Source organism: Streptomyces sp. NPDC056479, from assembly GCF_042795335.1.
Lineage (GTDB): Bacteria > Actinomycetota > Actinomycetes > Streptomycetales > Streptomycetaceae > Streptomyces.
Map to the genome: position 1 here is coordinate 352,960 of NZ_JBHTRZ010000005.1, position 23,717 is coordinate 376,676.

Annotated in this window: 22 protein-coding genes; 11 read left to right on the forward strand and 11 right to left on the reverse strand. The window is 69.8% G+C overall.

Annotated features, from left to right (window positions below; all coding sequences use genetic code 11):
* Positions 1 to 7: 7 nt before the first annotated feature.
* Positions 8 to 1,003 carry a phosphotransferase gene (locus ACFQ6S_RS21905; RefSeq protein ID WP_383412159.1) on the reverse strand — a complete coding sequence of 332 codons (996 nt, stop codon included), beginning with the start codon at positions 1,001 to 1,003 and terminating at the stop codon, positions 8 to 10.
* 537 nt (positions 1,004 to 1,540) lie between these two features.
* Between ACFQ6S_RS21905 and pdhA the strand changes: the two genes are divergently transcribed.
* Genes pdhA through ACFQ6S_RS21920 form a run of 3 tightly spaced genes read left to right on the forward strand, consistent with a single transcriptional unit; the run spans position 1,541 to position 5,127 of the window.
* Positions 1,541 to 2,719: a pyruvate dehydrogenase (acetyl-transferring) E1 component subunit alpha gene (gene pdhA / locus ACFQ6S_RS21910; protein ID WP_383412161.1), complete on the forward strand. Its 1,179-nt coding sequence runs from the start codon at positions 1,541 to 1,543 to the stop codon at positions 2,717 to 2,719.
* A 1-nt stretch (position 2,720) separates the two neighbouring features.
* Positions 2,721 to 3,710 carry an alpha-ketoacid dehydrogenase subunit beta gene (locus ACFQ6S_RS21915; RefSeq protein ID WP_383412164.1) on the forward strand — a complete coding sequence of 330 codons (990 nt, stop codon included), beginning with the start codon at positions 2,721 to 2,723 and terminating at the stop codon, positions 3,708 to 3,710.
* Between the two features lie 10 nt (positions 3,711 to 3,720).
* Positions 3,721 to 5,127 carry a dihydrolipoamide acetyltransferase family protein gene (locus tag ACFQ6S_RS21920; protein WP_383412167.1) on the forward strand — a complete coding sequence of 469 codons (1,407 nt, stop codon included), beginning with the start codon at positions 3,721 to 3,723 and terminating at the stop codon, positions 5,125 to 5,127.
* Positions 5,128 to 5,193: 66 nt separating this feature from the next.
* Here the strand turns inward: ACFQ6S_RS21920 and ACFQ6S_RS21925 are convergent, their stop codons facing one another.
* Positions 5,194 to 6,093: a D-alanyl-D-alanine carboxypeptidase family protein gene (locus tag ACFQ6S_RS21925; RefSeq protein WP_383412170.1), complete on the reverse strand. Its 900-nt coding sequence runs from the start codon at positions 6,091 to 6,093 to the stop codon at positions 5,194 to 5,196.
* Positions 6,094 to 6,301: 208 nt separating this feature from the next.
* Between ACFQ6S_RS21925 and ACFQ6S_RS21930 the strand changes: the two genes are divergently transcribed.
* Positions 6,302 to 6,964 carry a GntR family transcriptional regulator gene (locus ACFQ6S_RS21930; RefSeq protein WP_383412173.1) on the forward strand — a complete coding sequence of 221 codons (663 nt, stop codon included), beginning with the start codon at positions 6,302 to 6,304 and terminating at the stop codon, positions 6,962 to 6,964.
* Entirely contained in the window at positions 6,961 to 8,256 is a 1,296-nt protein-coding gene (locus ACFQ6S_RS21935; RefSeq protein ID WP_383412176.1) for a nitrate/nitrite transporter, read from the forward strand. Before ACFQ6S_RS21930 ends, ACFQ6S_RS21935 begins: the two co-directional genes overlap by 4 nt.
* Before the next feature lie 17 nt (positions 8,257 to 8,273).
* Here the strand turns inward: ACFQ6S_RS21935 and ACFQ6S_RS21940 are convergent, their stop codons facing one another.
* Together ACFQ6S_RS21940 and ACFQ6S_RS21945 are read right to left on the reverse strand one after the other, a co-directional pair.
* Complete coding sequence (locus ACFQ6S_RS21940) at positions 8,274 to 9,041, reverse strand: SAM-dependent methyltransferase (protein WP_383412179.1); 768 nt, start codon at positions 9,039 to 9,041, stop codon at positions 8,274 to 8,276.
* Between the two features lie 107 nt (positions 9,042 to 9,148).
* Positions 9,149 to 9,973 carry a maleylpyruvate isomerase family mycothiol-dependent enzyme gene (locus tag ACFQ6S_RS21945; protein ID WP_383412182.1) on the reverse strand — a complete coding sequence of 275 codons (825 nt, stop codon included), beginning with the start codon at positions 9,971 to 9,973 and terminating at the stop codon, positions 9,149 to 9,151.
* A gap of 179 nt (positions 9,974 to 10,152) precedes the next feature.
* Here ACFQ6S_RS21945 and ACFQ6S_RS21950 point away from each other — a divergent pair, with 179 nt between their 5' ends.
* Positions 10,153 to 10,947, forward strand: coding sequence for a carbon-nitrogen family hydrolase (locus ACFQ6S_RS21950; protein ID WP_383412185.1), 795 nt, complete (start codon positions 10,153 to 10,155; stop codon positions 10,945 to 10,947).
* Positions 10,948 to 10,990: 43 nt separating this feature from the next.
* On the opposite strand, the gene ACFQ6S_RS21955 is transcribed toward ACFQ6S_RS21950, so the two are convergent.
* Together ACFQ6S_RS21955 and ACFQ6S_RS21960 are read right to left on the reverse strand one after the other, a co-directional pair.
* Positions 10,991 to 11,488, reverse strand: coding sequence for an LURP-one-related/scramblase family protein (locus tag ACFQ6S_RS21955; RefSeq protein WP_383412188.1), 498 nt, complete (start codon positions 11,486 to 11,488; stop codon positions 10,991 to 10,993).
* The gene (locus ACFQ6S_RS21960; RefSeq protein WP_383412191.1) at positions 11,485 to 12,468 is read right to left on the reverse strand and encodes a GlxA family transcriptional regulator; all 984 of its coding nucleotides are present in this window, start codon (positions 12,466 to 12,468) and stop codon (positions 11,485 to 11,487) included. Before ACFQ6S_RS21960 ends, ACFQ6S_RS21955 begins: the two co-directional genes overlap by 4 nt.
* Positions 12,469 to 12,521: 53 nt before the next feature.
* Here ACFQ6S_RS21960 and ACFQ6S_RS21965 point away from each other — a divergent pair, with 53 nt between their 5' ends.
* On the forward strand, positions 12,522 to 12,911 hold the full coding sequence (locus tag ACFQ6S_RS21965) for a cupin domain-containing protein (RefSeq protein WP_383412194.1): 390 nt from the start codon (positions 12,522 to 12,524) through the stop codon (positions 12,909 to 12,911).
* A gap of 30 nt (positions 12,912 to 12,941) precedes the next feature.
* Complete coding sequence (locus tag ACFQ6S_RS21970; RefSeq protein WP_383412197.1) at positions 12,942 to 14,786, forward strand: NHL domain-containing thioredoxin family protein; 1,845 nt, start codon at positions 12,942 to 12,944, stop codon at positions 14,784 to 14,786.
* Here the strand turns inward: ACFQ6S_RS21970 and ACFQ6S_RS21975 are convergent.
* From ACFQ6S_RS21975 to ACFQ6S_RS21990, 4 genes are all read right to left on the reverse strand, one after another.
* A complete protein-coding gene (locus ACFQ6S_RS21975; protein WP_383412200.1) occupies positions 14,774 to 15,025 on the reverse strand; it encodes a DUF6458 family protein in 252 nt (83 codons plus the stop codon). The two genes, ACFQ6S_RS21970 and ACFQ6S_RS21975, sit on opposite strands and share 13 nt — an antisense overlap.
* A gap of 87 nt (positions 15,026 to 15,112) precedes the next feature.
* The gene (locus ACFQ6S_RS21980; protein WP_383412202.1) at positions 15,113 to 16,408 is read right to left on the reverse strand and encodes a M18 family aminopeptidase; all 1,296 of its coding nucleotides are present in this window, start codon (positions 16,406 to 16,408) and stop codon (positions 15,113 to 15,115) included.
* Positions 16,409 to 16,557: 149 nt separating this feature from the next.
* Positions 16,558 to 18,384: an acyl-CoA dehydrogenase gene (locus ACFQ6S_RS21985; protein ID WP_383412979.1), complete on the reverse strand. Its 1,827-nt coding sequence runs from the start codon at positions 18,382 to 18,384 to the stop codon at positions 16,558 to 16,560.
* Positions 18,385 to 18,512: 128 nt separating this feature from the next.
* Complete coding sequence (locus tag ACFQ6S_RS21990; RefSeq protein ID WP_383412205.1) at positions 18,513 to 19,349, reverse strand: intradiol ring-cleavage dioxygenase; 837 nt, start codon at positions 19,347 to 19,349, stop codon at positions 18,513 to 18,515.
* Between the two features lie 191 nt (positions 19,350 to 19,540).
* Between ACFQ6S_RS21990 and ACFQ6S_RS21995 the strand changes: the two genes are divergently transcribed.
* Positions 19,541 to 20,023, forward strand: coding sequence for an SseB family protein (locus ACFQ6S_RS21995; RefSeq protein WP_383412208.1), 483 nt, complete (start codon positions 19,541 to 19,543; stop codon positions 20,021 to 20,023).
* Positions 20,024 to 20,098: 75 nt separating this feature from the next.
* Here the strand turns inward: ACFQ6S_RS21995 and ACFQ6S_RS22000 are convergent, their stop codons facing one another.
* Complete coding sequence (locus tag ACFQ6S_RS22000; protein WP_383412210.1) at positions 20,099 to 20,842, reverse strand: TetR/AcrR family transcriptional regulator C-terminal domain-containing protein; 744 nt, start codon at positions 20,840 to 20,842, stop codon at positions 20,099 to 20,101.
* Positions 20,843 to 20,974: 132 nt separating this feature from the next.
* Between ACFQ6S_RS22000 and ACFQ6S_RS22005 the strand changes: the two genes are divergently transcribed.
* Complete coding sequence (locus ACFQ6S_RS22005; RefSeq protein WP_383412212.1) at positions 20,975 to 22,474, forward strand: MFS transporter; 1,500 nt, start codon at positions 20,975 to 20,977, stop codon at positions 22,472 to 22,474.
* A 188-nt stretch (positions 22,475 to 22,662) separates the two neighbouring features.
* Complete coding sequence (locus ACFQ6S_RS22010; RefSeq protein WP_383412215.1) at positions 22,663 to 23,634, forward strand: pirin family protein; 972 nt, start codon at positions 22,663 to 22,665, stop codon at positions 23,632 to 23,634.
* Positions 23,635 to 23,717: the final 83 nt, after the last annotated feature.

Below are 23,717 nucleotides of genomic sequence, written 5' to 3' on the forward strand. Positions count from 1 at the left end.
CGCCGGATCAGTCGGTGAAGGCGTCGTGGACCGCCTCGTACTGCCGGGTCCACCACACCGCCAGCGCCGAGACCGCCGGGAACTGCTGGTCCGCGCGGGTGTCGTCGCGCTCGTAGTGCCAGCGCAGCATCCAGAAGTCGTTCAGCCGCTCCCACCAGACGCGGTGCACGGCCGCCGCGAGCTCCGGCGCGGTGGCGTCGGCCGTACGCCGGTACGCGCGCGTGTACGCCCGTACCTTCGCCAGGTCGAGCGCCCCTGTGGGCCGTACGAAGAAGATCGCGGCGGCGCGTACGGCCTCCTCCGCGCGGGGCTGCACGCCGAGCCGGTCCCAGTCGACGATCGCGGCGGGGGCGTCGCCCCGGTAGAGCAGGTTGAAGGGGTGGAAGTCGCCGTGCACCCAGCCGACCAGCGCGCCGCGCGGGGGACGCCGGCCGGCGTGCCGCTGCAGGAGTTCGCGGCGTTCCAGCAGACGGTGCCGGGCGAGTTGGTCGAAGCGGTCGGCGGGGCGGTGGCGGCGCACCCGGGCGAGCAGGTCGTCGATGAGGGCGAACGTATCGGCGGGGTCGGCGCTCTCGACCGGCGCCCGCCCCTCCGCCGGCATCACACGTTCCAGGCTCGCGTGCACGACGCCTAAGAGCGCCCCCAGCCGCTCGCACTGCCCGTGCGTCAGCTGGCCGCCGTGGCGGTGCCGCCCGTCGATCCAGGGGTGCAGGGCGTACGCGCGGCCGCCGACGACGGCGACCGTACGTCCGTCCCGGCAGGTCAGCGGCGGGGCCACCGGGACGCCGAGGTCGGCCAGGCGCTGGGTCGCCCGGTGCTGGCGGGCGATGGCGGCCGGATCGGCGGTCTCGGGGTCGTGGTGGTGCTTGAGGAAGTAGCGGCCGCGGGTCGTGCGCAGCCGGTAGCCGCGGTTCAGCAGGCCCTGGTCGACGGGATCGCAGGCGAGGGCGGAACCGGCGGCGTACTGGCGGAGGAGGGCGCCCAGAGGGGGCGTGTGAGACACGAGGGGTGGTACACAGGAGCGCGGCACGCGCCGATGCTAGGGCAACGGCAGATCCTGTGAGCTGGGCGTTGTCACAGCCAGTCGTTGCCAGTCGCCGTCAGTCACTTCCGGTCGTGGAACCGATCACCGAACGACTTGCCATTCTTGATCGTTTTTGCCGATCGGGAATACCTGGACATTTCCTTCTTCCCATACGAGTCTGATGTCACATCGACTGAGTGATCTGCCCCTCGGCGACTCTTCCCGTGGCCTGGCTCACCGATATAACGTGCCGTTGTTCCGGCCCCCTGCAAGGCTGTGACCAGGAGTTGTTCCCGACTTTCGAGATTTACTTGGAAATCCAAGCAAAATCGCAGGTCAGGAGGGGTTTCACAGAAATGTGGAGCACTGGGTAACGTGCCTTTTGCAGGATGCTCGCCGGGGCACCTGTCACGCCTGTCCCCATCGAGCGCACCCACCCTGTGCGTCCGATAGGGCTTCAGGTGAGCCGCACTGGCACCCGGCGAACCCGGGCGCCGGACCGACGGAGGAGCACACGTGACCGTGGAGAGCACTGCCGCGCGCAAGCCGCGACGCAGCGCCGGTACCAAGAGCACGGCCGGCAAGACCACAACCGCAAGGAAAACGCAGGGCGCGGACCCCGAACTCGTGCAGTTGCTGACGCCTGAGGGAAAGCGCGTCAAGAACGCCGAGTACGACAAGTACGTCGCCGGCATCACCCCCGAAGAGCTCCGCGGCCTTTACCGCGACATGGTGCTCACCCGACGCTTCGACGCCGAGGCCACGTCCCTGCAGCGCCAGGGCGAGCTGGGCCTGTGGGCGTCGCTGCTCGGCCAGGAGGCCGCGCAGATCGGCTCCGGCCGGGCCACCCGCGAGGACGACTACGTCTTCCCGACCTACCGCGAGCACGGCGTCGCCTGGTGCCGTGGGGTCGACCCGACCAACCTGCTCGGCATGTTCCGCGGCGTGAACAACGGCGGCTGGGACCCGAACAGCAACAACTTCCAGCTCTACACGATCGTCATCGGCTCGCAGACATTGCACGCCACCGGCTACGCGATGGGCATCGCCAAGGACGGCGCCGACAGCGCGGTCATCGCCTACTTCGGCGACGGTGCCTCCAGCCAGGGCGACGTGGCCGAGTCCTTCACCTTCTCCGCGGTCTACAACGCCCCGGTGGTGTTCTTCTGCCAGAACAACCAGTGGGCGATCTCCGAACCGACCGAGAAGCAGACCCGCGTGCCGCTCTACCAGCGTGCGCAGGGCTACGGCTTCCCCGGCGTCCGCGTCGACGGCAACGACGTCCTGGCCTGCCTGGCCGTGACGAAGTGGGCGCTGGAGCGCGCCCGCAACGGTGAGGGACCGACGCTGGTCGAGGCGTACACGTACCGCATGGGCGCCCACACCACCTCCGACGACCCGACGAAGTACCGGGCCGACGAGGAGCGCGAGGCCTGGGAGGCGAAGGACCCGATCCTGCGCGTTCGCCGGTACCTCGAGGCTTCAAACCACGCGGACGAGGGATTCTTCGCGGAACTGGAGACCGAGAGCGAGGCGTTGGGCAAGGGAGTGCGCGAGGCGGTCCGTGCCATGCCGGACCCGGACCACTTCGCCATCTTCGAGAACGTGTACGCGGACGGGCATGCGCTCGTCGACGAGGAGCGCGCCCAGTTCGCCGCCTACCAGGCGTCGTTCGCGGACGTAGAGGGGGCCTGACATGGCAGCGCAGACAGTCAAGAGCATGGCTCTTGCCAAGGCGATCAACGAGTCGCTGCGGCACGCGCTGGACGCGGACCCCAAGGTCCTCATCATGGGCGAGGACGTCGGCAAGCTCGGCGGCGTCTTCCGGGTCACCGACGGCCTGCAGAAGGACTTCGGCGAGAGCCGTGTCATCGACACCCCGCTGGCCGAGTCGGGCATCGTCGGCACGGCGATCGGTCTCGCGCTGCGCGGCTACCGCCCGGTGGTGGAGATCCAGTTCGACGGCTTCGTCTTCCCGGCCTACGACCAGATCGTCACCCAGCTCGCCAAGATGCACGCGCGCTCGCTGGGCAAGGTCAAGCTGCCGGTCGTCGTCCGCATCCCCTACGGCGGCGGCATCGGCGCGGTCGAGCACCACAGCGAGTCCCCCGAGTCCCTCTTCGCGCACGTGGCGGGCCTGAAGATCGTCTCGCCGTCCAACGCGTCGGACGCGTACTGGATGATGCAGCAGGCCATCCAGAGCGACGACCCGGTGATCTTCTTCGAGCCCAAGCGCCGTTACTGGGACAAGGGCGAGGTCAGCACCGAGGCCATCCCCGGCCCGCTGCACAAGGCGCGGGTCGTCCGCGAGGGCACGGACCTCACCCTGGCCGCCTACGGCCCGATGGTGAAGCTGTGCCAGGAGGTCGCCGACGCGGCCGCCGAGGAGGGCCGCAGCCTGGAGGTCCTGGACCTGCGCTCGGTCTCCCCGCTCGACTTCGACTCCATCCAGACGTCGGTCGAGAAGACGCGCCGACTGGTCGTGGTCCACGAGGCACCGGTGTTCTTCGGTTCGGGCGCGGAGATCGCCGCCCGGATCACGGAGCGCTGCTTCTACCATCTGGAGGCACCGGTGCTGCGGGTGGGCGGTTATCACGCCCCGTATCCGCCGGCGCGTCTGGAGGAGGAGTACCTGCCGGGCCTGGACCGGGTGCTCGACGCCGTCGACCGTGCCCTGGCGTACTGAGGAGAGGGTCGTGACGACGATGACTGAAGCGTCCGTGCGCGAGTTCAAGATGCCCGACGTGGGCGAGGGACTCACCGAGGCGGAGATCCTCAAGTGGTACGTCCAGCCGGGCGACACGGTCACCGACGGCCAGGTGGTGTGCGAGGTCGAGACGGCCAAGGCGGCCGTGGAACTGCCCATCCCGTACGACGGGGTGGTCCGTGAGCTGCACTTCCCCGAGGGCACCACGGTGGACGTCGGTACGTCGATCATCGCGGTGGACGTGGCGGGCGGGGCGGCCCCGGCCGCGGAGGCGCCCGCCGCGCAGCCGGAGGTACCGGCGGAGGAGCCCAAGCCCGCGGGCTCGGGCCGCCAGCCGGTGCTGGTCGGCTACGGCGTGGCCCAGACCTCGACGAAGCGCCGGCCGCGCAAGGGAGCCGACGTCCCCCGCCAGGAGCCCGCGGCGCAGGCCCTGCAGTCCGAGCTGAACGGCCATGGTCCCGCGCCGGAGGTGACGCCTCCCCGGCCGCTGGCCAAGCCGCCGGTGCGCAAGCTGGCGAAGGACCTGGGCGTAGACCTGGCCATGGTCACTCCCACCGGCCCCGACGGCATCATCACCCGCGAGGACGTCCACGCGGCGGTGGCCCCGCCGGCCCCGGCCGCCGAGCCGGTGCCCCAGGCCGCTCCGGTCGTCGCGCCCGCCGCCGCCCCGGCGCCGGTGGCCACGTACGACGCGGTTCGCGAGACCCGTATCCCGGTCAAGGGCGTCCGCAAGGCGACGGCCGCGGCGATGGTCGGCTCGGCCTTCACGGCGCCGCATGTCACGGAGTTCGTGACGGTCGACGTGACGCGCACGATGAAGCTGGTCGAGGAGCTCAAGGAGGACAAGGAGTTCGCGGGCCTGCGCGTGAACCCCCTGCTGCTCATCTCCAAGGCCCTGCTGGTCGCGATCAGGCGCAACCCTGACGTCAACGCGTCCTGGGACGAGGCGAACCAGGAGATCGTGCAGAAGCACTACGTCAACCTGGGCATCGCGGCGGCGACCCCGCGCGGTCTGATCGTTCCGAACATCAAGGACGCCCACGCCAAGACGCTTCCGCAGCTGGCTCAGGCGCTCGGTGAGCTGGTGTCGACGGCGCGGGAGGGCAAGACCACCCCCGCCGCGATGCAGGGCGGCACGGTCACCATCACCAACGTCGGAGTCTTTGGTGTCGACACCGGCACCCCGATCCTCAACCCCGGTGAGTCCGCGATCCTCGCGATCGGCGCGATCAAGCTCCAGCCGTGGGTCCACAAGGGCAAGGTGAAGCCGCGTCAGGTCACGACGCTGGCGCTCAGCTTCGACCACCGTCTGGTGGACGGCGAGCTGGGCTCCAAGGTCCTGGCGGACGTCGCGGCGATCCTGGAGCAGCCGAAGCGGCTGATCACCTGGGCGTGAGCCACCGGCGGTAGCGAAAGGGGCGGCCACCCTCGGGTGGCCGCCCCTTTGCGTGGGTCGTGGAGGTCAGCTGATGCGGGCGTAGCCGTAGTTGATCAGCTTCTTCACGTCCGCCGTACGGTTGGCCTCCGAGGAGGCGGTCAGGACGGCGCCCATCACCGATTCGCCGTTGAGCGTGGCGGCGAAGACGAGGCAGTACTTGGCCTCGGTGCCGGAGCCGGTCTTGATGCCGAGCGTGCCGTTCCAGCCGAGCAGGGTGTTGGTGTTGTTCCACGTCTGCATCGTGCGGGTGGCGCCGGTCTTCGTGATCGTCTTGGCGGTGTACGCCTTGGTCTTCACGACGGCCTTGAACGTGGTGCTCTTCATCGTGCTGCGGGCGAGCTTCGTCAGGTCGCGCGGCGTCGAGTAGTTGGAGCCATTGCTTATGCCGTCGAACGAGTCGAAGTGCGTGTTGGTCATGCCCAGGCTCTTGGCCATGGTGTTCATCTTGCCGATGAAGTTCGCCGTGCGGGCCTTGACCGTCGTGCCGGAGCCGAACTTGTCGGCGAGGGCCATCGCGGCGTCACAGCCGGACGGCAGCATCATCCCGTAGAGCAGCTGACGGACGGTGACCTTGTCACCGACGATCAGCCGGGCCGACGAGGCGCCCTTGGAGACGATGTAGTCGCTGACCTCCTTGCGGATCGTCACCCTCGTGTCCAGGTTCAGGTTCGCCTGCGAGAGCACGACCTTGGCGGTCATGATCTTCGTGGTGGAGGCGGTGAGCCGCTTTGTGTCGGCGGCCTTGGTGAACAGGGTCGTGCCGGTGGTGCTGTTCATCAGGTACCCACCCTTGGCGGTGATGGTGGGCGCCGTCACGGCTTGCGCGGGAGCCGCGCTGAGGCCTCCGGTGACGAGCACTGCGCCGGTCGTCGCGGCGACGGCGACGGCTCTGCGGACACGGAGTCCCTTGGTGGCGGTAATCAACTGAAATACCCCGATTACGTCGAAATGCCCCGAATGCGCGGCCGAATGAAAGGGGAAGAAGATGGGGCCGCACGGGTGTGACACGTAAGTAGCACACAAGGTTGTGCGGTGGCTGGCATGAATGTTGCTTTTTTGACTGACGGTTGGGAAGTGGTCCGCATGCTGGATGAACGCCGTCATGCGTACGTGTTGTATCTATGCTGTGGACATGCCTTCCGCCCCGCCCGCCCCGCTCAAGCAGCCCCCTGCCGCCGACCGCGTCTACACCCACGTCAAACAGGGCGTCCTGGACCGCCGTTACGAAGGCGGGACGCTGCTCACCGAGGGGGAGCTGGCGGAGGCCGTCGGGGTCTCGCGTACTCCGGTGCGGGAGGCGCTGCTGCGTCTTGAGGTCGAGGGGCTGATCAAGCTCTACCCGAAGAAGGGCGCACTGGTCCTGCCGGTCTCCGCACAGGAGATCAAGGACGTCGTGGAGACGCGGCTGCTCGTCGAGGAGCACGCGGCGCGCAAGGCCGTCCCCGCACCGCCCGGACTCATCGAGCGCCTGGAGGAACTGCTCGCCCGGCAGAAGGAACAGGCCGCCGCCGGAGACCTCGCCGGAGCCGCCGTCACCGACCGCTGCTTCCACGCCGAGATCGTCCGCAGCGGCGGCAACGAGATCCTGTCGCGGCTGTACGACCAACTGCGCGACCGTCAACTGCGCATGGGCGTCGCCATCCTGCACTCCCACCCCGACCGGATCGCCAAGACCCTCGTCGAGCACGAGGAGATCCTTCAGGCCCTGCGCTCCGGCGACCCCGAGGCGGCCGTCGGGCTGGTCCACCGGCACATCGACTGGTTCTCGCACCTCGCGCGAGGTGAGGAGCGATGAGGTCCGCCGCACTGCCCGGCGATCCTCCGGGCGGCCGCCGCGCCATCGCCGTCTGGGGCATAGGCGTCTCGGTCTACTTCGTCGCCGTCATCTTCCGTACGTCGCTGGGGGTCGCCGGCCTCGACGCCGCGGACCGCTTCGACGTGAACGCCTCGGCCCTGTCGACGTTCTCGATCCTCCAGCTGCTCGTGTACGCGGGCATGCAGATACCCGTCGGCCTGCTGGTCGACCGGCTCGGCACCAAGAAGGTGCTGGCCATGGGCACGGTGCTGTTCACCGTGGGCCAACTGGGCTTCGCCTTCTCCCCCTCGTACGGCATGGCCCTCGCCTCGCGTGCGCTGCTGGGCTGCGGCGACGCGATGACGTTCATCAGCGTGCTGCGGCTCGGCACCCGCTGGTTCCCTGCCCGGCGCGGCCCGTTGATAGCCCAGCTCGCCGGGCTCGCGGGTATGGCCGGCAACCTCGTCTCCACGCTGCTGCTGGCCCGGCTGCTGCACGGGGTGGGCTGGACGGCCGCGTTCGCGGGCAGCGCGGGCGCGGGTGTCGTCGTACTGGTCCTGATGCTCGTGTTCCTCAAGGACCACCCCGAGGGACACGAGCCGGAGCCGCTGCCGCACCTGGGCGCGGCCTATGTACGACGCCAGATCGCCGCGTCCTGGCGGGAGCCGGGCACCCGGCTGGGACTGTGGGTGCACTTCACGACGCAGTTCCCGGCGATGGTCTTCCTGCTGCTGTGGGGGCTGCCGTTCCTGGTGGAGGCGCAGGGGCTGTCGCGGGCGACGGCCGGTGAACTGCTCACCCTCGTCGTGCTGTCGAACATGGTGGTGGGCCTGGTCTACGGCCAGATCGTCGCCCGGCACCACGAGGCCCGCCTCCCGCTCGCGCTCGGGACCGTCGCGGCGACGGCGACGCTGTGGGCGACGACACTGCTCTGGCCCGGCGAGACGGCACCGATGTGGCTGCTGGTCGTGCTGTGCGCGGTGCTCGGGGCGTGCGGACCGGCCTCGATGCTCGGCTTCGACTTCGCGCGGCCGGCGAATCCGCCGGAACGTCAGGGGACGGCCTCCGGGATCACCAACATGGGCGGTTTCGTGGCCTCGATGACGACCTTGTTCGCCGTCGGTGTGCTGCTGGACGCGACCGGCGGTGACTACACCGTCGCCTTCTCGGTGGTGTTCGTCCTTCAGGCGCTGGGGGTCAGCCAGATCCTGCGGCTGCGGAAGCGGGCGGCGCTCAGGGAGCGGGAACGGCTGGTCGCCAGCAGGGTGGAGACGGTGCACGTTCCCGCTTGAGCCGGAGCGTCGGTGACTCAGCGGGCCGGGACGAGCGTGAGGTACGCCAGTCCCAGCACCCCGCGATAGCTCATCCACTGGGCGCGGTGGCGGTCGAGGCGTTCGCGGGTCTCGGCGGCCAGGGGGTGGTCGGGGTGCCCGGCCAGCCATATCTCGACGTCCGCCTGGTACGCCGACTCGAACTCCTCCCACTCGTCGAGGTTCGCCGTCTCCGTCCACTCCGGGCGGAAGCCGGCGGCGACCGCGAGATCGAGGAGGGTGGCGAGGTCGTGGTGATCGTCGGCGGAGGCTCCCGGCCACATGCCCTTGAGTTCGGCGGGGGTCGGGGGACGCTGCCAGAAACCCTCGCCGAGCAGCACACGGCCGTCGTCGGTGACCAGGCGGCGTAGTTCGCGGAGCGCCTCGATGAGGGGGTCGGGGGCACCGTCCGTGCTGAGGGCCTGGCTCGCTCCCACGCACAGGACCAGGTCGGCGGGGCCGCGCGCGGTCTTCGTGGCCGACTCCTCGACGAACTCGGCCCGTCGCCCGAGCCCTCTGTCCTCGGCGTTGCTACGGGCGCGATCGAGGTCGTCGCCGTTGAGATCCACGCCTATGCCGGTCGCTTCCGGGGTGGCCGCGAGGACGCGGAGCATCAACTCGCCCCAGCCGCAGCCGATGTCCAGCACGGTGGCGGGGTTCGTGCGGCTGAGGCGCTGCACCAGGGCGGCTGCGCGGGACTCCGACAGGGGGCCGTGGAAGGCGAGGCGGGTCAGGCGCGGGGGGTTTGTGGTCTGGGTGTCTGTCACGGCGGGACGGTAACTGTCAGCGGGGGGTGGGGGACAGCGGTTTTCGCCCCCGCCGCCCCTGCCGCCGCTGTCCGTCCCACCGAGAGTGGCCGTCCCGATGCCTGGAACTACTGCGTCACTGTGAAATTGCGCAGGATCGCCTTGGTCAGGTCCGGGTCGCCCTCCGCCTTCAGACGGTCCGCCACGGCCTCCGGCGTCACCCGGCCGCAGGCCATGCGGAAGTACGTTTCCCAGTCGAGGGTGAGGGTCGCGGCCGGGCCGAGGGCGGGGGCCGTTTCCAGGGTGCCGCGCCCCTGGATGTCGATGCGGATCGTGCGGAGGAACTCGATCGGGCCGTGGACGTCGAAGACGATGGCCGAGCTGCGGGGGGCGCCGGCCTTGGTGGCGACGACATCGGGCAGCTGGTCGAGGAGATGGTCGCGGGCGATGTGCGCGCCGGGGGAGTCGAGGTTGCCGGGGCGGCCGAGGGCGGTGCGCAGGTCCTGCTCGTGCACCCAGACGGTGAAGGCGTGGCCCCGCATGGACTCTTCGAGGGTGAGCTCCGCGCCGAGCGGGCCGCGCACCTTTGTGCCGGGGTCGCGGGACTCGTTCCGCAGCTGGCGGTTGCGGCGGATGATCGTGTACTCCAGCTCGGACGTCATCTCCGGCGCCGTGTGGTGGCGGCGGACGTCGACCTGCATCTCCATATAACGCTGGTGGTCGTTGGTGACGTGGTAGAGATCGCGCGGCAGGGTGTGGATGGGGCGCGGGTCGCCGAGCATCTCGCAGTCCAGGCCGATGACATGAGACACGACGTCACGGACCGACCAGCCGGGGCACGGCGTCCGCCGGTTCCACTCGCCCTCCACAAGCGGCGTCACCAGCTCGGATATCGCATCGATGGAGTGGGTCCAGGCGTCGGCGTAGGGCTGGAGGGTTGGATGCAGACTCACGGAACGGGACCCCTCGGCGGTTGGTACGTCGGTACGCGGGCAGTTGTGGCGTCGGTGCCAGTGGGAGGCGGCGGGTGTCTTGGAACGCTAAGTTACGCTGCGATGAGGCACCCCGGCAGTGCTTTCGTGTGACGATCGTAGGCCCGTATGGACGGCTCGAATGCCAGGACGGTGGTAGTGTGCGCGCCTCTCTGCTCCAGATCGACGTCAACGAGGGCGAATCGGTCGAATCACGCCGTAGTCGCGTAGCGTCACTCGTGCGGGAACAGGCCGGGGCCGACCTGGTCGTGCTGCCGGAGCTGTGGACGACCGGGGCGTTCGCCTACGAAGGGTTCGCCGACGAGGCCGAGCCGCTCGAAGGGCCGACCTACGACGCCATGGCGAAGGCGGCGAGCGACGCGGGCGTGTGGCTGCACGCGGGCTCGATCCCCGAGAGGGATCCGGAGGGGCCGCTCTACAACACCTCTCTCGTCTTCTCCCCCTCCGGTGATCTGGTCGCGGCCTACCGCAAGATCCATCGGTTCGGCTTCGACAAGGGCGAGGCGGTGCTGATGGGCGCGGGCGAGGACCTGGTGACGGTCCGTCTGCCCGAGACCGTCCTGGGCGTGGCCACCTGCTACGACCTCCGTTTCCCCGAACTCTTCCGCGGTCTTCTCGACGCCGGCGCCGAGACCCTGGTCGTCCCGGCGGGCTGGCCGGAGCGCCGCCGGGCGCACTGGACGCTGCTGGCTCAGGCGCGGGCGGTGGAGAACCAGGCGTTCGTGCTCGCCTGTGGAACGGCCGGTACGCACGCCGGAGTTCCGCAGGCCGGTCACTCGATCGTGGTCGATCCGTGGGGCGAGGTGCTGGCCGAGGCCGGCGCGGGGGAGCAGGTCCTGACGGTGGAGTTCGACCCGGGGAAGGTCGCGGTGACGCGAGAGCAGTTCCCGGCGCTGAAGGATCGCGTGCTGGGACTGGTGGCGCCGCGTCGCTGACGGCGTGGCCGGGAGGGCGGCGGCGTCTCGGAGGCCCGCCGCCTCAGTCGTCCCCGCGCTCCTTGTCCGCCAGGTGGATCACACACACCGTCACCGCGATCAGCAGCGCCGGATCCGCGTCGTCCCGCACGACGTCGACTCCGTACGTCTCCCGGACGTGCAGCCAGCGCCGGGAGACCACGGCGAGCAGTTCCCCGTCGTACTCGATGGCGAACTCCCGGTCCAGGATCTTGCCGCTGACGTCGAGTTCCGTGCTGCCGTCGGCCAGGGACACCCGGTAGTGGTTGCGCAGCAGGGACAGGCGTTTGCGGCGGATCGTCGCGAGGGGCTCGCCGCCGCGCTCGATCACCATCGTGTCCCGCAGGGCGAACATCTTCTGGTGGATGTCGATGAGGACGTGCCCCTGGGTGTCCTTCAGCTCGAAGGTGTCCCGCAGCCGCATCGCCTTGCCGTCGACGAGGTACACCTTGCTGCCCCGGTCGTCCTCGATCCAGTAGTCGTCACCGAAGCCGAGGAGCCGGTCGCGTACGAGGAATCTCATGACACGAGAGGTTCCCCGCCGCCCGGTCCGAAACGCCGTCTGTAGGCCGACGGGCTGAGCCCGGTCTCGCGCCGCACGCGCAGGCGCAGGTTCGCCGCGGTGCCGAGTCCGCTGCGGGCCGCCACGACGTCCAGCCGTTCCTCCCCGCGCTCGATCAGCCGGCACGCGAGCGCCACCCGCTCCCCCGTCAGCCAGGCCAGTGGCGTCGTCCCGAGCTGCGCCTGGAAACGCCGGTGCAGGGTGGCCGGCGACACCGCCGCGCGGGCCGCCAGGCCGGCCACCGTCAACGGCTCCCCCAGCCGGGCCTGCGCCCACGCCAGCAGCGGGGCCAGCGACTCGTCCGGCACGTCCGGCACCGGCCGCTCCACGAACTGCTTCTGCCCGCCGTCCCGGTGCGCGGCGAAGACGAGCCGCCGCGAGACGTGGTTGGCGATCTCGGCACCATGGTCGCGCCGTACGAGGTGCAGCCCCAGGTCGAGCGCCGAGGCGCTGCCGGACGCGGTGAGGATGTCCCCGTCGTCGACGAAGAGAACGTCCGGCTCCAGCAGGACGCGCGGGAAGCGGGCCCGGAAGGAGTCGGCCCACATCCAGTGGCAGGCCGCCCGCCGCCCGTCCAGCAAGCCGGCCTCCGCCATGGTGAACGCACCCGAGCAGAAGCCGACGAGCCGGGCGCCACGCGCGTGTGCCCGTCGTACGGCGTCCAGCACGCGGGGCGAGCGTGGGGTGTCGGTGTCGGGCCGATTCGGCACGATCAGCGTGTCCGCCGTGTCCGCCGCCGCCAGCCCCGCGACCCCGGTGAGCGTGAAGAAGCCGTCCCGCATCCGGGTGTCCGGCCCGGCGGCGCACAGGGTGAAGTCGTACAGCTCCCGGCCCAGTTCCGGCCGACGCAGCCCGAAGACCTCTATGGCACAGCTCATCTCGAAGGGGTTCGAGTTCTCGTCCACGATCAGCACGACTCGGTGCGAGGATCCTTGCGGCATGTGCGATTCCTAGCACTTCTGCGACGGCCTGGACACCCCGCACGATGACGGACATGACAGAACCCATCTCGCTCGACCGCGCCCTCGCCTCCTTCACCGAGCAGTGGAGCCCCCGCATCGTCACCACCGTCAACGACTACGACGTCCGCGTGGCGAAGGTCGACGGCGAGCACGTCTGGCACGTCCACGACCACACCGACGAGTTCTTCCTGGTCCTGGACGGCGAACTGCACATCTCCCTGCGCGAGGCGGGCGGCGAACGCACAGTGGTCCTGGCCAAGGGCTCCGTCTTCACGGTCCCCCGCGGCACCGAACACAAGCCTTACGCCCCGGCCCCCGCCGCGATCCTCGTCCTCGAACCCACCGGCACCCTGACCGTGGGCGATCGCCACGACGAGGTGCCGGGGCATGTGGACGCCACGACGGGACACGCCCTGACCTGACTGTCAGTGCGGGGTGGCACCCTGGGGGGCATGAACGACTCCACCCGCCGCCGCGTCCGCGTCCGCGCCCCCGAGCTGGTCGGCAAGGGCGGCTGGCTGAACACGGGCGACCACTCGTACACGCTGGCCGACCTGCGCGGACGCATCGTCGTTCTGGACTTTTGGACCTTTTGCTGCGTGAACTGCCTGCACGTCCTGGACGAACTACGCGAGCTGGAGGAGAAGCACCGGGACACGGTGGTCGTCATCGGGGTGCACTCGCCGAAGTTCGTGCACGAAGCCGAGCACGGGGCGGTCGTGGATGCCGTGGAGCGGTACGGGGTCGGGCATCCCGTCCTCGACGACCCGGAGCTAGCCACCTGGAAGCAGTACGCGGTGCGGGCCTGGCCGACGCTCGTCGTGATCGACCCGGAGGGGTACGTCGTCGCGCAGCACGCCGGTGAGGGCCATGTGCACGCCATCGAGCGGCTGGTGACCGAGCTGGAGGCCGAGCACGAGGCCAAGGGCACCCTGCGGCGCGGCGACGGGCCCTACGTGGCGCCCGAGCCGGAGCCGACGGTGCTGCGCTTCCCGGGCAAGGCCCTGCTGCTGCCGTCCGGGAACTTCCTGGTCAGTGACACGACCCGGCATCAGCTCGTGGAGCTGGAGGCGGACGGGGAGACGGTCGTACGGCGGATCGGGTCCGGCACGCGCGCGTTCGCCGACGGTACGGCGGACTCGGCGGGCTTCAACGAGCCGCAGGGCCTCGCCCTCCTCGACGACGCCTCGGTCGTCGTCGCCGACACGGTCAACCACGCCCTGCGCCGCCTCGACCTCGCGACCGGCGACGTCACCACCCTCGCGGGCACCGGCAAGCAGTGGTGGCGGGGTTCGCCCACGTCCGGTCCCGGGCGCGAGGTGGACCTGTCGTCACCGTGGGACGTGGCGGTCTTCGCCGGACGGGTGTGGATCGCCATGGCCGGCGTCCATCAGCTGTGGACGTACGACCCGGCGAAGGGCACGGTCGAGGTGGCCGCGGGCACGACCAACGAGGGGCTGGTCGACGGACCGGGCACGCAGGCGTGGTTCGCCCAGCCGTCGGGCCTCGCCGTCTCCCCGGACGGCGACCGCCTCTGGCTCGCCGACTCCGAGACGAGCGCTCTGCGCTGGGTGGACCGCGAGAGCGCCGTCCACACCGCCGTCGGCACCGGCCTCTTCGACTTCGGTCACCGCGACGGCGCCGCCGAACAGGCCCTGCTGCAGCACCCGTTGGGCGTCACGGCACTGCCCGACGGCTCGGTCGCGGTCAGCGATACGTACAACCACGCCCTGCGTCGCTACGATCCCGCGACCGGCGAGGTCACCACGCTGGCCACGGATCTGCGGGAGCCGTCGGACGCGGTGCTGGCCGGGGACGACCTCGTGGTCGTCGAATCGGCACGGCACCGCCTCACCCGGCTGCGCCTGCCGGAAGAGGCCGTACGCGTCGAGGCGGTCGCCCACCGCACCCGGCGCGCCGCCACCGAAGTCGCCCCCGGCAAGCTCCACTTGGACGTGATCTTCCAGGCCCCGCAGGGCCAGAAGCTCGACACCCGGTACGGCCCCTCGACCCGTCTGCTGGTCTCGTCGACGCCGCCGGAGCTGCTGCGCACGGGTGAGGGTGCGGGGACCGATCTCTCCCGCACCCTCGAAATCGACCCGTCCGTGCCGGAGGGCGTTCTGCATGTCTCCGCGATGGCGGCGTCCTGCGACGACGATCCGGACATCGAATATCCGGCCTGCCATGTCCACCAGCAGGACTGGGGCGTGCCGGTCCGCCTGACCGGGACGGGCGCCGACCGCCTGCCCCTGGTGCTCGCGGGAATGGACGACGCGGCCGGGGCTCAGGCGCCGTAACCGTCGCTGTAGCCGTCCCGTCGATGGTGATGGGGCTCTTCGCCGACGACCGGAGTCGAGGGCGGTACCACTACACGCCTGCGCCTGGCGATGCTGCTGAACGTCGTGACGCCGATCAGCCCGACGATCATCAGGATGATGCCGACCAGGTTGAGATTTACCCCCTCCATGTCCCAGTCGGTCGCAAACGTGAGGATGGCTCCCGCGGCGATGAGGATGATGCATCCGCCGAGGCCCATGAGTGTCGCCTCCTGTCCGGTCCGGTCGTTCCGGTCCGGACCGCCGGGTACCCCGGTCGGAGGCACTCATGCGGCTGCCTCCGCGAACTACCCCTCCAGGAACGCCACCAGCGAATTCGCCAGCAGCCACGGGTCGTCCACACCGCACAACTCCCGGGCGCTGTGCATCGAAAGGATCGCCACGCCGATGTCGACGGTCCTGATGCCGTGCCGGGCCGCGGTGATCGGGCCGATGGTGGTGCCGCAGGGCATGGAGTTGTTGGAGACGAAGGACTGGAAGGGGACGTCCGCCTTCTCGCAGGCCGCCGCCCACACCGCGCGGCCCGAACCGTCGGTCGCGTAGCGGTTGTTGACGTTGACCTTGAGGATCGGCCCGCCGTTGACGCGCGGGTGGTGCGTCGGGTCGTGACGCTCGGCGTAGTTGGGGTGGACCGCGTGGCCCGTGTCGGAGGAGAGACAGACGGTGCCGGCGAAGGCGCGTGCCTTGTCCTCGTACGATCCCCCGCGGGCGAACACCGAGCGCTCCAGGATGCCGCCCAGCAGCGGCCCGTCCGCGCCGGTGTCGCTCTGCGAGCCGTTCTCCTCGTGGTCGAAGGCGGCCAGTACGGGGATGTACGGCAGCCCGGCGCCCGAGCCGGCCACCGCGGTCAGGGCGGCCGTGCCCGCGTGGACCGACAGCAGGTTGTCCATGCGCGGGCCCGCGAGCAGTTCCTTGTCCCGGCCCAGGTACGCCGGCGGCTCGACCGAGTGGACCATCAGGTCCCAGCCCGTGACCTCGCCCGCGGCCAGTCCGGCGGTCTCCTCCAGGAAGGCGATCAGGTCGCCGTCGCGCACATCGCCGAGGCCCCAGACGGGCTGGAGGTGCCGTTGTTTGTCGAGCTTGAGTCCCTCGGCCGACACCGAGCGGTCCAGGTGGATGGCGAGCTGAGGGACGCGCAGCAGCGGACGGTCCACGTTCACCAGCCGCGTCGAGCCGTCCCGCAGCGTCAGCCGGCCCGCGAGGCCCAGGTCGCGGTCGAGCCAGGAGTTGAGCAGCGGTCCGCCGTAGATCTCCACGGCCACCTGCCGCCAGCCGTGCGCCCCGGTGTCGGGCCGCGGCTTCACCCGGAGGTTGGGGGAGTCCGTGTGCGCGCCGACGATCCGGAACGGCGTGTGGGGCGCCGCGCCCTCGGGGACGTACCAGGCCACGATCGCGCCACCGCGCAGCACGTACTTGCCACCGCTCGTCCCGTCCCAGGCGTCCGTCTCCGAGACCTGCCTGAATCCGGCCTTCTCCAGCCGCTCGGCGGCGTTCGCCACGGCGTGGTACGGCGACGGGCTCGCCGCCAGGAAGGACATGAGGTCGTCGGTGTGGCCGCGATCGAAGCGGGGGGGTTCGCTCATGGGGTTCACCTTAACGACGTACGAGGGCCCGCTCCCGGAGAAGGGGAGCGGGCCCTCGTAAGGGCGATGTGGAATGTCCGTGAGTGACTGGAACGACTGGCTGGAAAGGGGCGGTGGCGGTTGCCGCTTCGCCGACTGGAAGGGGCCGGCTAGAAGGCGGCCTCGTCCAGCTCCATCAGGTCCAGGTCGACACCCTCGGCGAGCTTGCGCGCACCGGTGACGCCGGGCAGGACGTTGGCCGCGAAGAACCGCGCCGCGGCGATCTTGCCCGCGTAGAACGCCTTGTCCTTGGCGGAGGCGTTCGGAAGCTTCTCCGCGGCGACCGCGGCACCCTTGAGCAGCAGGTAGCCGACGACCACGTCACCGGAGGCGAGCAGCAGGCGGCTGGTGTTCAGGCCCACCTTGTAGATGTTCTTGACGTCCTGCTCGGTGGCCGCGAGGTCGGTCAGCATCAGGCCGACGATCGCCTCCAGCTCGACGGCGGCCTTCGCCAGGTGCTCGCGGGCACCGGCCAGCTCCTCGCCGCCCTCGCCGAGCGCCAGGAACTTCTTGATGTCCTCGGCGAGCGAGTTCAGCGCGGCGCCCTGGTTGCGGACGATCTTCCGGAAGAAGAAGTCCTGGCCCTGGATCGCCGTCGTGCCCTCGTACAGGGTGTCGATCTTGGCGTCGCGGATGTACTGCTCGATCGGGTACTCCTGGAGGAACCCGGAGCCGCCGAAGGTCTGCAGCGACTGGGCGAGCTGCTCGTAGCCCTTCTCGGAGCCGTAGCCCTTCACGATCGGCAGGAGCAGGTCGTTCAGCGCGTGCTCGGTCTTGACGTCCTCGCCCGCGGCCTCCTTGACGGCGATCGCGTCCTGCACCGACGCCGTGTACAGCACCAGCGCCCGCATGCCCTCCGCGTACGCCTTCTGCGTCATGAGCGAGCGGCGCACGTCCGGGTGGTGGGTGATGGTGACCTTGGGCGCGGCCTTGTCCATGAAGTTCGCGAGGTCGGGACCCTGGACGCGCTCCTTGGCGTACTCCAGCGCGTTCAGGTAGCCCGTGGACAGCGTGGAGATCGCCTTCGTGCCGACCATCATGCGGGCGAACTCGATGATGCGGAACATCTGGCGGATGCCCTCGTGCTTGTCGCCGATCAGCCAGCCCTTGGCGGGGTGCTGGTCGCCGAAGGTCATCTCGCAGGTGTTGGAGGCCTTCAGGCCCATCTTGTGCTCGACGTTGGTGGCGTAGACGCCGTTGCGCTCGCCCAGCTCACCGGTCTCGAAGTCGAAGAGGTACTTCGGGACGAGGAAGAGGGACAGGCCCTTGGTGCCCGGACCGGCTCCCTCGGGGCGCGCGAGCACGTAGTGAAGGATGTTCTCCTCCATGTCGTGCTCACCGGAGGTGATGAAGCGCTTCACGCCCTCGATGTGCCAGGAGCCGTCCTCCTGCTGGACCGCCTTCGTGCGGCCGGCGCCGACGTCGGAACCCGCGTCGGGCTCGGTCAGCACCATGGTGGAACCCCAGGTCCGCTCCACGGCGATCTGGGCGATCTTCTTCTGTACGTCGTTGCCCTCGTCGTAGAGGATCCCGGCGAACGCCGGACCGGAGGAGTACATCCACACGGCCGGGTTGGAACCGAGGATCAGCTCCGCGTACGACCAGATCAGCGACGGGGGAGCCGTCGTACCGCCGATGGCCTCCGGGAGACCGAGGCGCCAGTACTCGGAGTCCATGAAGGCCTTGTAGCTCTTCTTGAAGGACGCGGGAACCGGCGCGGTGTTCGTCTCGGGGTCGAAGACCGGCGGGTTGCGGTCGGCGTCGGTGAAGGACTCCGCCAGCTCGTTCTCGGAGAGGCGGGTCAGCTCCTCCAGGATGCTTTTCGCGGTCTCGACGTCCATCTCCTCGAACGGACCCGTGCCGTACAGCTTGTCGCGTCCGAGCACCTCGAAGAGGTTGAACTCGATGTCGCGGAGATTCGACTTGTAGTGCCCCATGGTCACGACTCCGTAGAGGGATCGGCGAGGCACTTGGATCCTCGCGCTAGTACACGTACCAACCAGTAGCTACGATGATGCTACCCGTCAGTAATAAGGCGCAACCCCGATCCGCACTCTGTGACAGGTCACACCGGAACCGTCAGTGTCGCCGTGTATCCCTCCGCCACGCCGCCCGTCATCGTCGCCAGCTGCTGGTCGTAACCATCACTGAAGATGCCGTCGGACTCAAGGGAGAGGCCGCTCAGATTGCGCACGCTCGCGTCGTAGCCGTCCGAGGCGTACACCGTGTCGCAGACGTCCTTCGGGAACGCCAGCTGAGAGGTGTTCGTGAGGGATGTCGCCGCGGTGGCGTCCGCGAGGCTGCCGTAGACCTCGAAGTGGATGTGCGGCCAGCGGCCCGCGTAGCAGCCCGGGAAGACGGTCCTGAAGGTCACCCGGCCCTCGTCGTCGGTCTCCTGCACGCCGCGCAGGTAGTTCTCCTCGGTGACGCCCTCGGAGTACAGGGAGTAGTTGCCGTCCCGGTCGCAGTGCCAGAGGTAGACCGCGGCGCCCTTCTTCGGCGTCCCGCACCCGGAGGCGGCGTCCACGACCGTCAGGGTGAGGGTCAGGGGCACGCCCTCGGCGGTGCCGCCCGCCGAGTCGCCGAAGCTCGCGGTGATGTCGCTGCGGACGACACCGCTCTCCTTGAGGACGTTCACGCCGTTCGAGCCGTCGCCGGGGAAGGGTCCGGCGGTCTCGTCCGGGATGGTCGCGCACTCGGCGGACGAGGAGGGCGAGGCGGAGGTGCCGGAGCCCTTGGAGGAGGCGCCGGGCGAGGTCCCGTCCTCGGACGTGCAGCCCACCAGCGGAACCAGGCTCGCCCCCGCCATCAGCCGGATCATGCGGCGGCGGGCGAGGACGGGGAGGTCGTACGGGAGCCCTCGGTCGTGCTCGTGGTCCTCGTCGCCGTGGTGTCGGTGCATGGCTGTCCCCTTGCCGGTGCGGCGCCGTATCGGGCACTGCTCTCGCTACGGCGGATCGATACGGCAGACGCTAGGAGCGGGGGCCCCGCGAAACCAGCGCCGGGGCTGTCGACGCGCTGTCAACCTGCTGTCGGTTTGCCAGGACCCCCGTACCAGCCCGTCCCCCGGCCGCTCTCGGTACTCTTGCGCCCATGTATGGATACGGCCAGCCCATGGACGGGGGCGCCGCACAGCAGCAGTACGCCCCGCCGCAGCAGCCCATGGCCGGTGGCGTGGGCGGATACGGCCAGCAGCCGCCGCTCTACCCCGAGCCGTCCCCGCCGTCGCTAGCGGACGCGGTGCGCGCCTTCACCACCGGGCAGATGTCCGCCGAGGACTTCCAGCAGGTCTTCGCGACCTCGAAGGTCTACTGCCCGCGCGGCGACAACCCGGGCTTCCTCGCCCTGCACAACACCCAGCAGCCGGTGATCCCGATGTTCACCTCGCTGAAGGAGCTGCGCAGGTACGCGGGCAAGGAGTCCAAGTACTTCGTCATCACCGGCGCCGAGGTGATCGACCTGCTGCCGACGGGCTACGGCTTCGTCGTCGACATGGAGGGCGAGCACCGCATGGTCTTCGACGCGAAGGCCGTGGAGCAGATGGTCGAGTTCGCGATGCGGCGGATGTACGGGTAGCGCTTCGCGAGCGCCGTTCGTCGTCTGCGGGTCCGTTGTGGCTGGCCGCGCAGTTCCCCGCGCCCCTAGGTGCGTTCACGAACCCGGTGTCTTCAGGCGCAGCGCCAGGCCGTCCAGGACGACCTCCAGGCCGTAGGTGAACTTGTCGTCGCGCAGGGCCACGGGGTCGATGGTGGTGGTGAGAGCTTCGGTGTATCCCTCGGCGAGGTGCTCGTGGGGCGCGGCCGCCTGCTGCGCGGCGGGCATCAGCCGGGCGATGAACTCCGCCTCGGTCTCGCCGGAGCGGGCGACCGTGGTGAGCCAGGCGGCCTCCGTGGTGCTCATGCCGATCACATACGACAGCAGGGTGTCGATCGGGCCCGACGGCTTCGCGAATCCGGCGGCCGTGAACAGGGCCGCCAGCCGCTCGGAGAACGCCATGAGGTTCGGGCCGAGATAGGCGAGGCCCGCCTGCCCGAGCACCGATGACAGCCACGGGTGACGCAGGGCCGTCGAACGGAACGCCCCCGCGGCCTCGCCGGCCGCCGCCCGCCAGTCGGGGCTGTCCGCCGGCGGTACGTGAATCTCGGCGGCGACCTCGTCGACGGCCAGCTCCATCAGCTCGTCCTTGGTGGCCACGTGCCGGTACAGGGAGGCCGCGCCGGCGTTCAGCCTGGTGGCGAGCTTGCGCATGCTCAGCGCCTCGACGCCCTCCGCGTCCAGCATGACGATCGCCTCGCGCACGATCGTGGCGCGGCTGAGAGTGGGCTGGTCGGACTCGCGCTGGGGGCGGGCCCATACGGAGGGGATGGAGCTCTGCTTCGTCGTCCTGGCGGCCATCGGCACTCCTTCGCATCCCTGCGTACATCGTTCGCATCGAGCGTACAGGAAACGAGGGTTGCGAACACTGTTCCATCATGCGTACAGTGTTCGCAACGAAGGAACGGTGTTCACGAACCGGAGGGGAACGTCATGGACGTCAAGGGAACGCGTGATCCACGCCGCTGGTGGATTCTGATCGTGCTCTGCCTGAGCACGCTTGTGCTGGTCGTCGACAGCATGGCGCTGACCGTCGCGGTTCCCGTGATGACCGGGGAGATCGGGGCGAGCGCCCAGGAGACCCAGTGGATCCTGGACTCCTACATCCTCGTGTTCGCGGGGCTGCTGCTCACCTCCGGCAGCCTGGGCGACCGGTTCGGACGCCGGAAGGTGATGCTGATCGGGCTGCTGCTCTTCGGGGCGGCCTCACTGGCCGCGACCTGGTGCACCAGCCCCGGGGAGGTGATCGCCGTACGCGTCGCGATGGGTGTCGGCGGGGCGCTGATCATGCCGTCCACCCTGTCGATCCTCATCACCGTCTTCGACGAGGAGGAGCGCGGCAAGGCGATGGCGGCCTGGAGCTCGGTGTCCATGCTCGGCCTGGTCGGCAGCCCGGTGCTCGGCGGTGTCCTGATCGACCACTTCTCCTGGCAGTCGATCTTCTTCATCAACGTGCCGATCGTGGTGCTCGCGATCGTCGCCGGTCTGACTCTGATGCCGGAGTCCAGGGCGCCCTGGCAGAAGGCCGACCCGCTGGGCGCGGTGCTCTCGGCGGCCGGGATGACGGCCCTGGTCTGGTGGATCATCGAGCTTCCGCAGCACGGGGTGTGGACCGTCGCCCTGCCCGTGGCGCTCGTGTCCCTCGTCGGCTTCGTGATCTGGGAGAACGTCACCAGGTCCCCGATGGTCCCGCTGGTCCTCTTCAAGCACCGCAACTTCAGCGGCGGTTCGCTCTCCCTGGCCCTGGTCCAGATCGGCAACGGCGGTCTGCTGCTGGTCCTCACGCAGTACCTGCAGTTCGTGCTCGGCTACTCGCCCGTCAAGGCGGGCCTCGCCTTCCTGCCGCTGGCGATCACGGCGCTGGTCGGCAACGGCGTGGGCGTCAAGCTCTCAGCGAAGTACGGCAACCGGTGGGTGATCCTCGGCGGAATGCTGGTGATGGTGGCCTGCTTCGCCCTGCTGGCCACGGTCTCGGCCGACTCCGGCTTCACGGTCCCGGCGGTCGCGCTCGGGCTCCTCGGTCTCGGCGCGGGCCTCGCGATGCCGGCCGCGGTCGGTGCGCTGATGGGCACCATCCCGGCGGAGAAGGCGGGTGTCGGCTCGGCCCTGAACGACACCATCCAGCAGGCCGGAACCGCCCTCGGCATCGCGATACTCGGCTCGCTGCTGTCGAGCGGCTTCGCGGACCGGATGCCCGAGGGGGTGCCGGAGGAGGCCAGGCACTCGATCGCCGGTGCGGTCGCCGATGGTGACGCCGGTCTGATCGCCGCCGCCCGCGAAGCCTTCACGGCATCGATGTCCACCACCTTCACGGTCAGCGCGATCGGTGTCCTGGTGGCGGCGCTGCTGGCCACCCTGGTCATGCGGGACGACCGGCAGAAGCCGGGCGAGGCCGCCCGCACCCCTCAGGAGCAGCAGGAACTGGCCGTCTGACCCGTCGCCGCGGATCTTCCTGACACACTGAGCCGCCGCCGAAGCACCGGGTCCTCGTGAGGAAGGCCGGCGCCCGCCCAGGGCGCCGGCCTTCGGCTGTGCCCGGAGAGAATGCCTTCCGGGCTTTTCCCGTTAGGGGTGGCAAGAAGTTCAATGCTCAACTAAACTGCGCACAAGGAGGTACCGACATGCCTGCAGTGACCGTCGAGAACCCGCTGACGCTGCCCCGCGTCGCCGCGCCCGCGGAGGCCGTGGCACGTCCCGTGCTCGCCGTCACGACCGCGCCGAGCGGTTTCGAGGGTGAGGGCTTCCCGGTGCGCCGAGCGTTCGCCGGGATCAACTACCGCCATCTGGACCCGTTCATCATGATGGACCAGATGGGCGAGGTGGAGTACGCGCCGGGCGAGCCCAAGGGCACCCCGTGGCACCCGCACCGCGGCTTCGAGACCGTCACCTACATCATCGACGGGATCTTCGACCACCAGGACAGCAACGGCGGCGGTGGCACCATCACCAACGGCGACACCCAGTGGATGACGGCCGGTTCGGGCCTGCTCCACATCGAGGCCCCGCCGGAGTCGCTGGTCATGTCCGGCGGTCTCTTCCATGGCCTGCAGCTGTGGGTGAACCTCCCGGCCAAGGACAAGATGATGGCGCCGCGCTACCAGGACATCCGCGGCGGCAACGTCCAGCTGCTCACCACCCCCGACGGCGGCGCGCTGCTGCGCGTCATCGCCGGTGAGCTGGACGGCCACCAGGGTCCCGGCATCACCCACACCCCGATCACGATGATCCACGCGACCATCGCCGCGGGCGCGGAGATCACCCTGCCGTGGCGTGAGGACTTCAATGGCCTCGCGTACGTCCTCGCGGGCCGCGGCACCGTGGGTGCCGACCGCCGTCCGATCCACAAGGGCCAGACCGCGGTCTTCGGTGACGGCGGTGCCCTGACCGTCCGTGCCGACGAGCAGCAGGACTCCCACACGCCGGACCTGGAGGTCGTCCTCCTCGGCGGACAGCCGATCCGTGAGCCGATGGCCCACTACGGCCCGTTCGTCATGAACACCAAGGACGAGCTCATGCAGGCCTTCGAGGACTTCCAGAAGGGCCGCCTGGGGACGATCCCTGCGGTGCACGGGATGTCGGAGGGCGGGCTGTAAGCCACCCGTTCTCGAAAGGCCCGGAGCCGCACGCCCGTCGTGCGGTTCCGGGCCTTTCGCCGTCCGTCACCCACCCGGTCCGC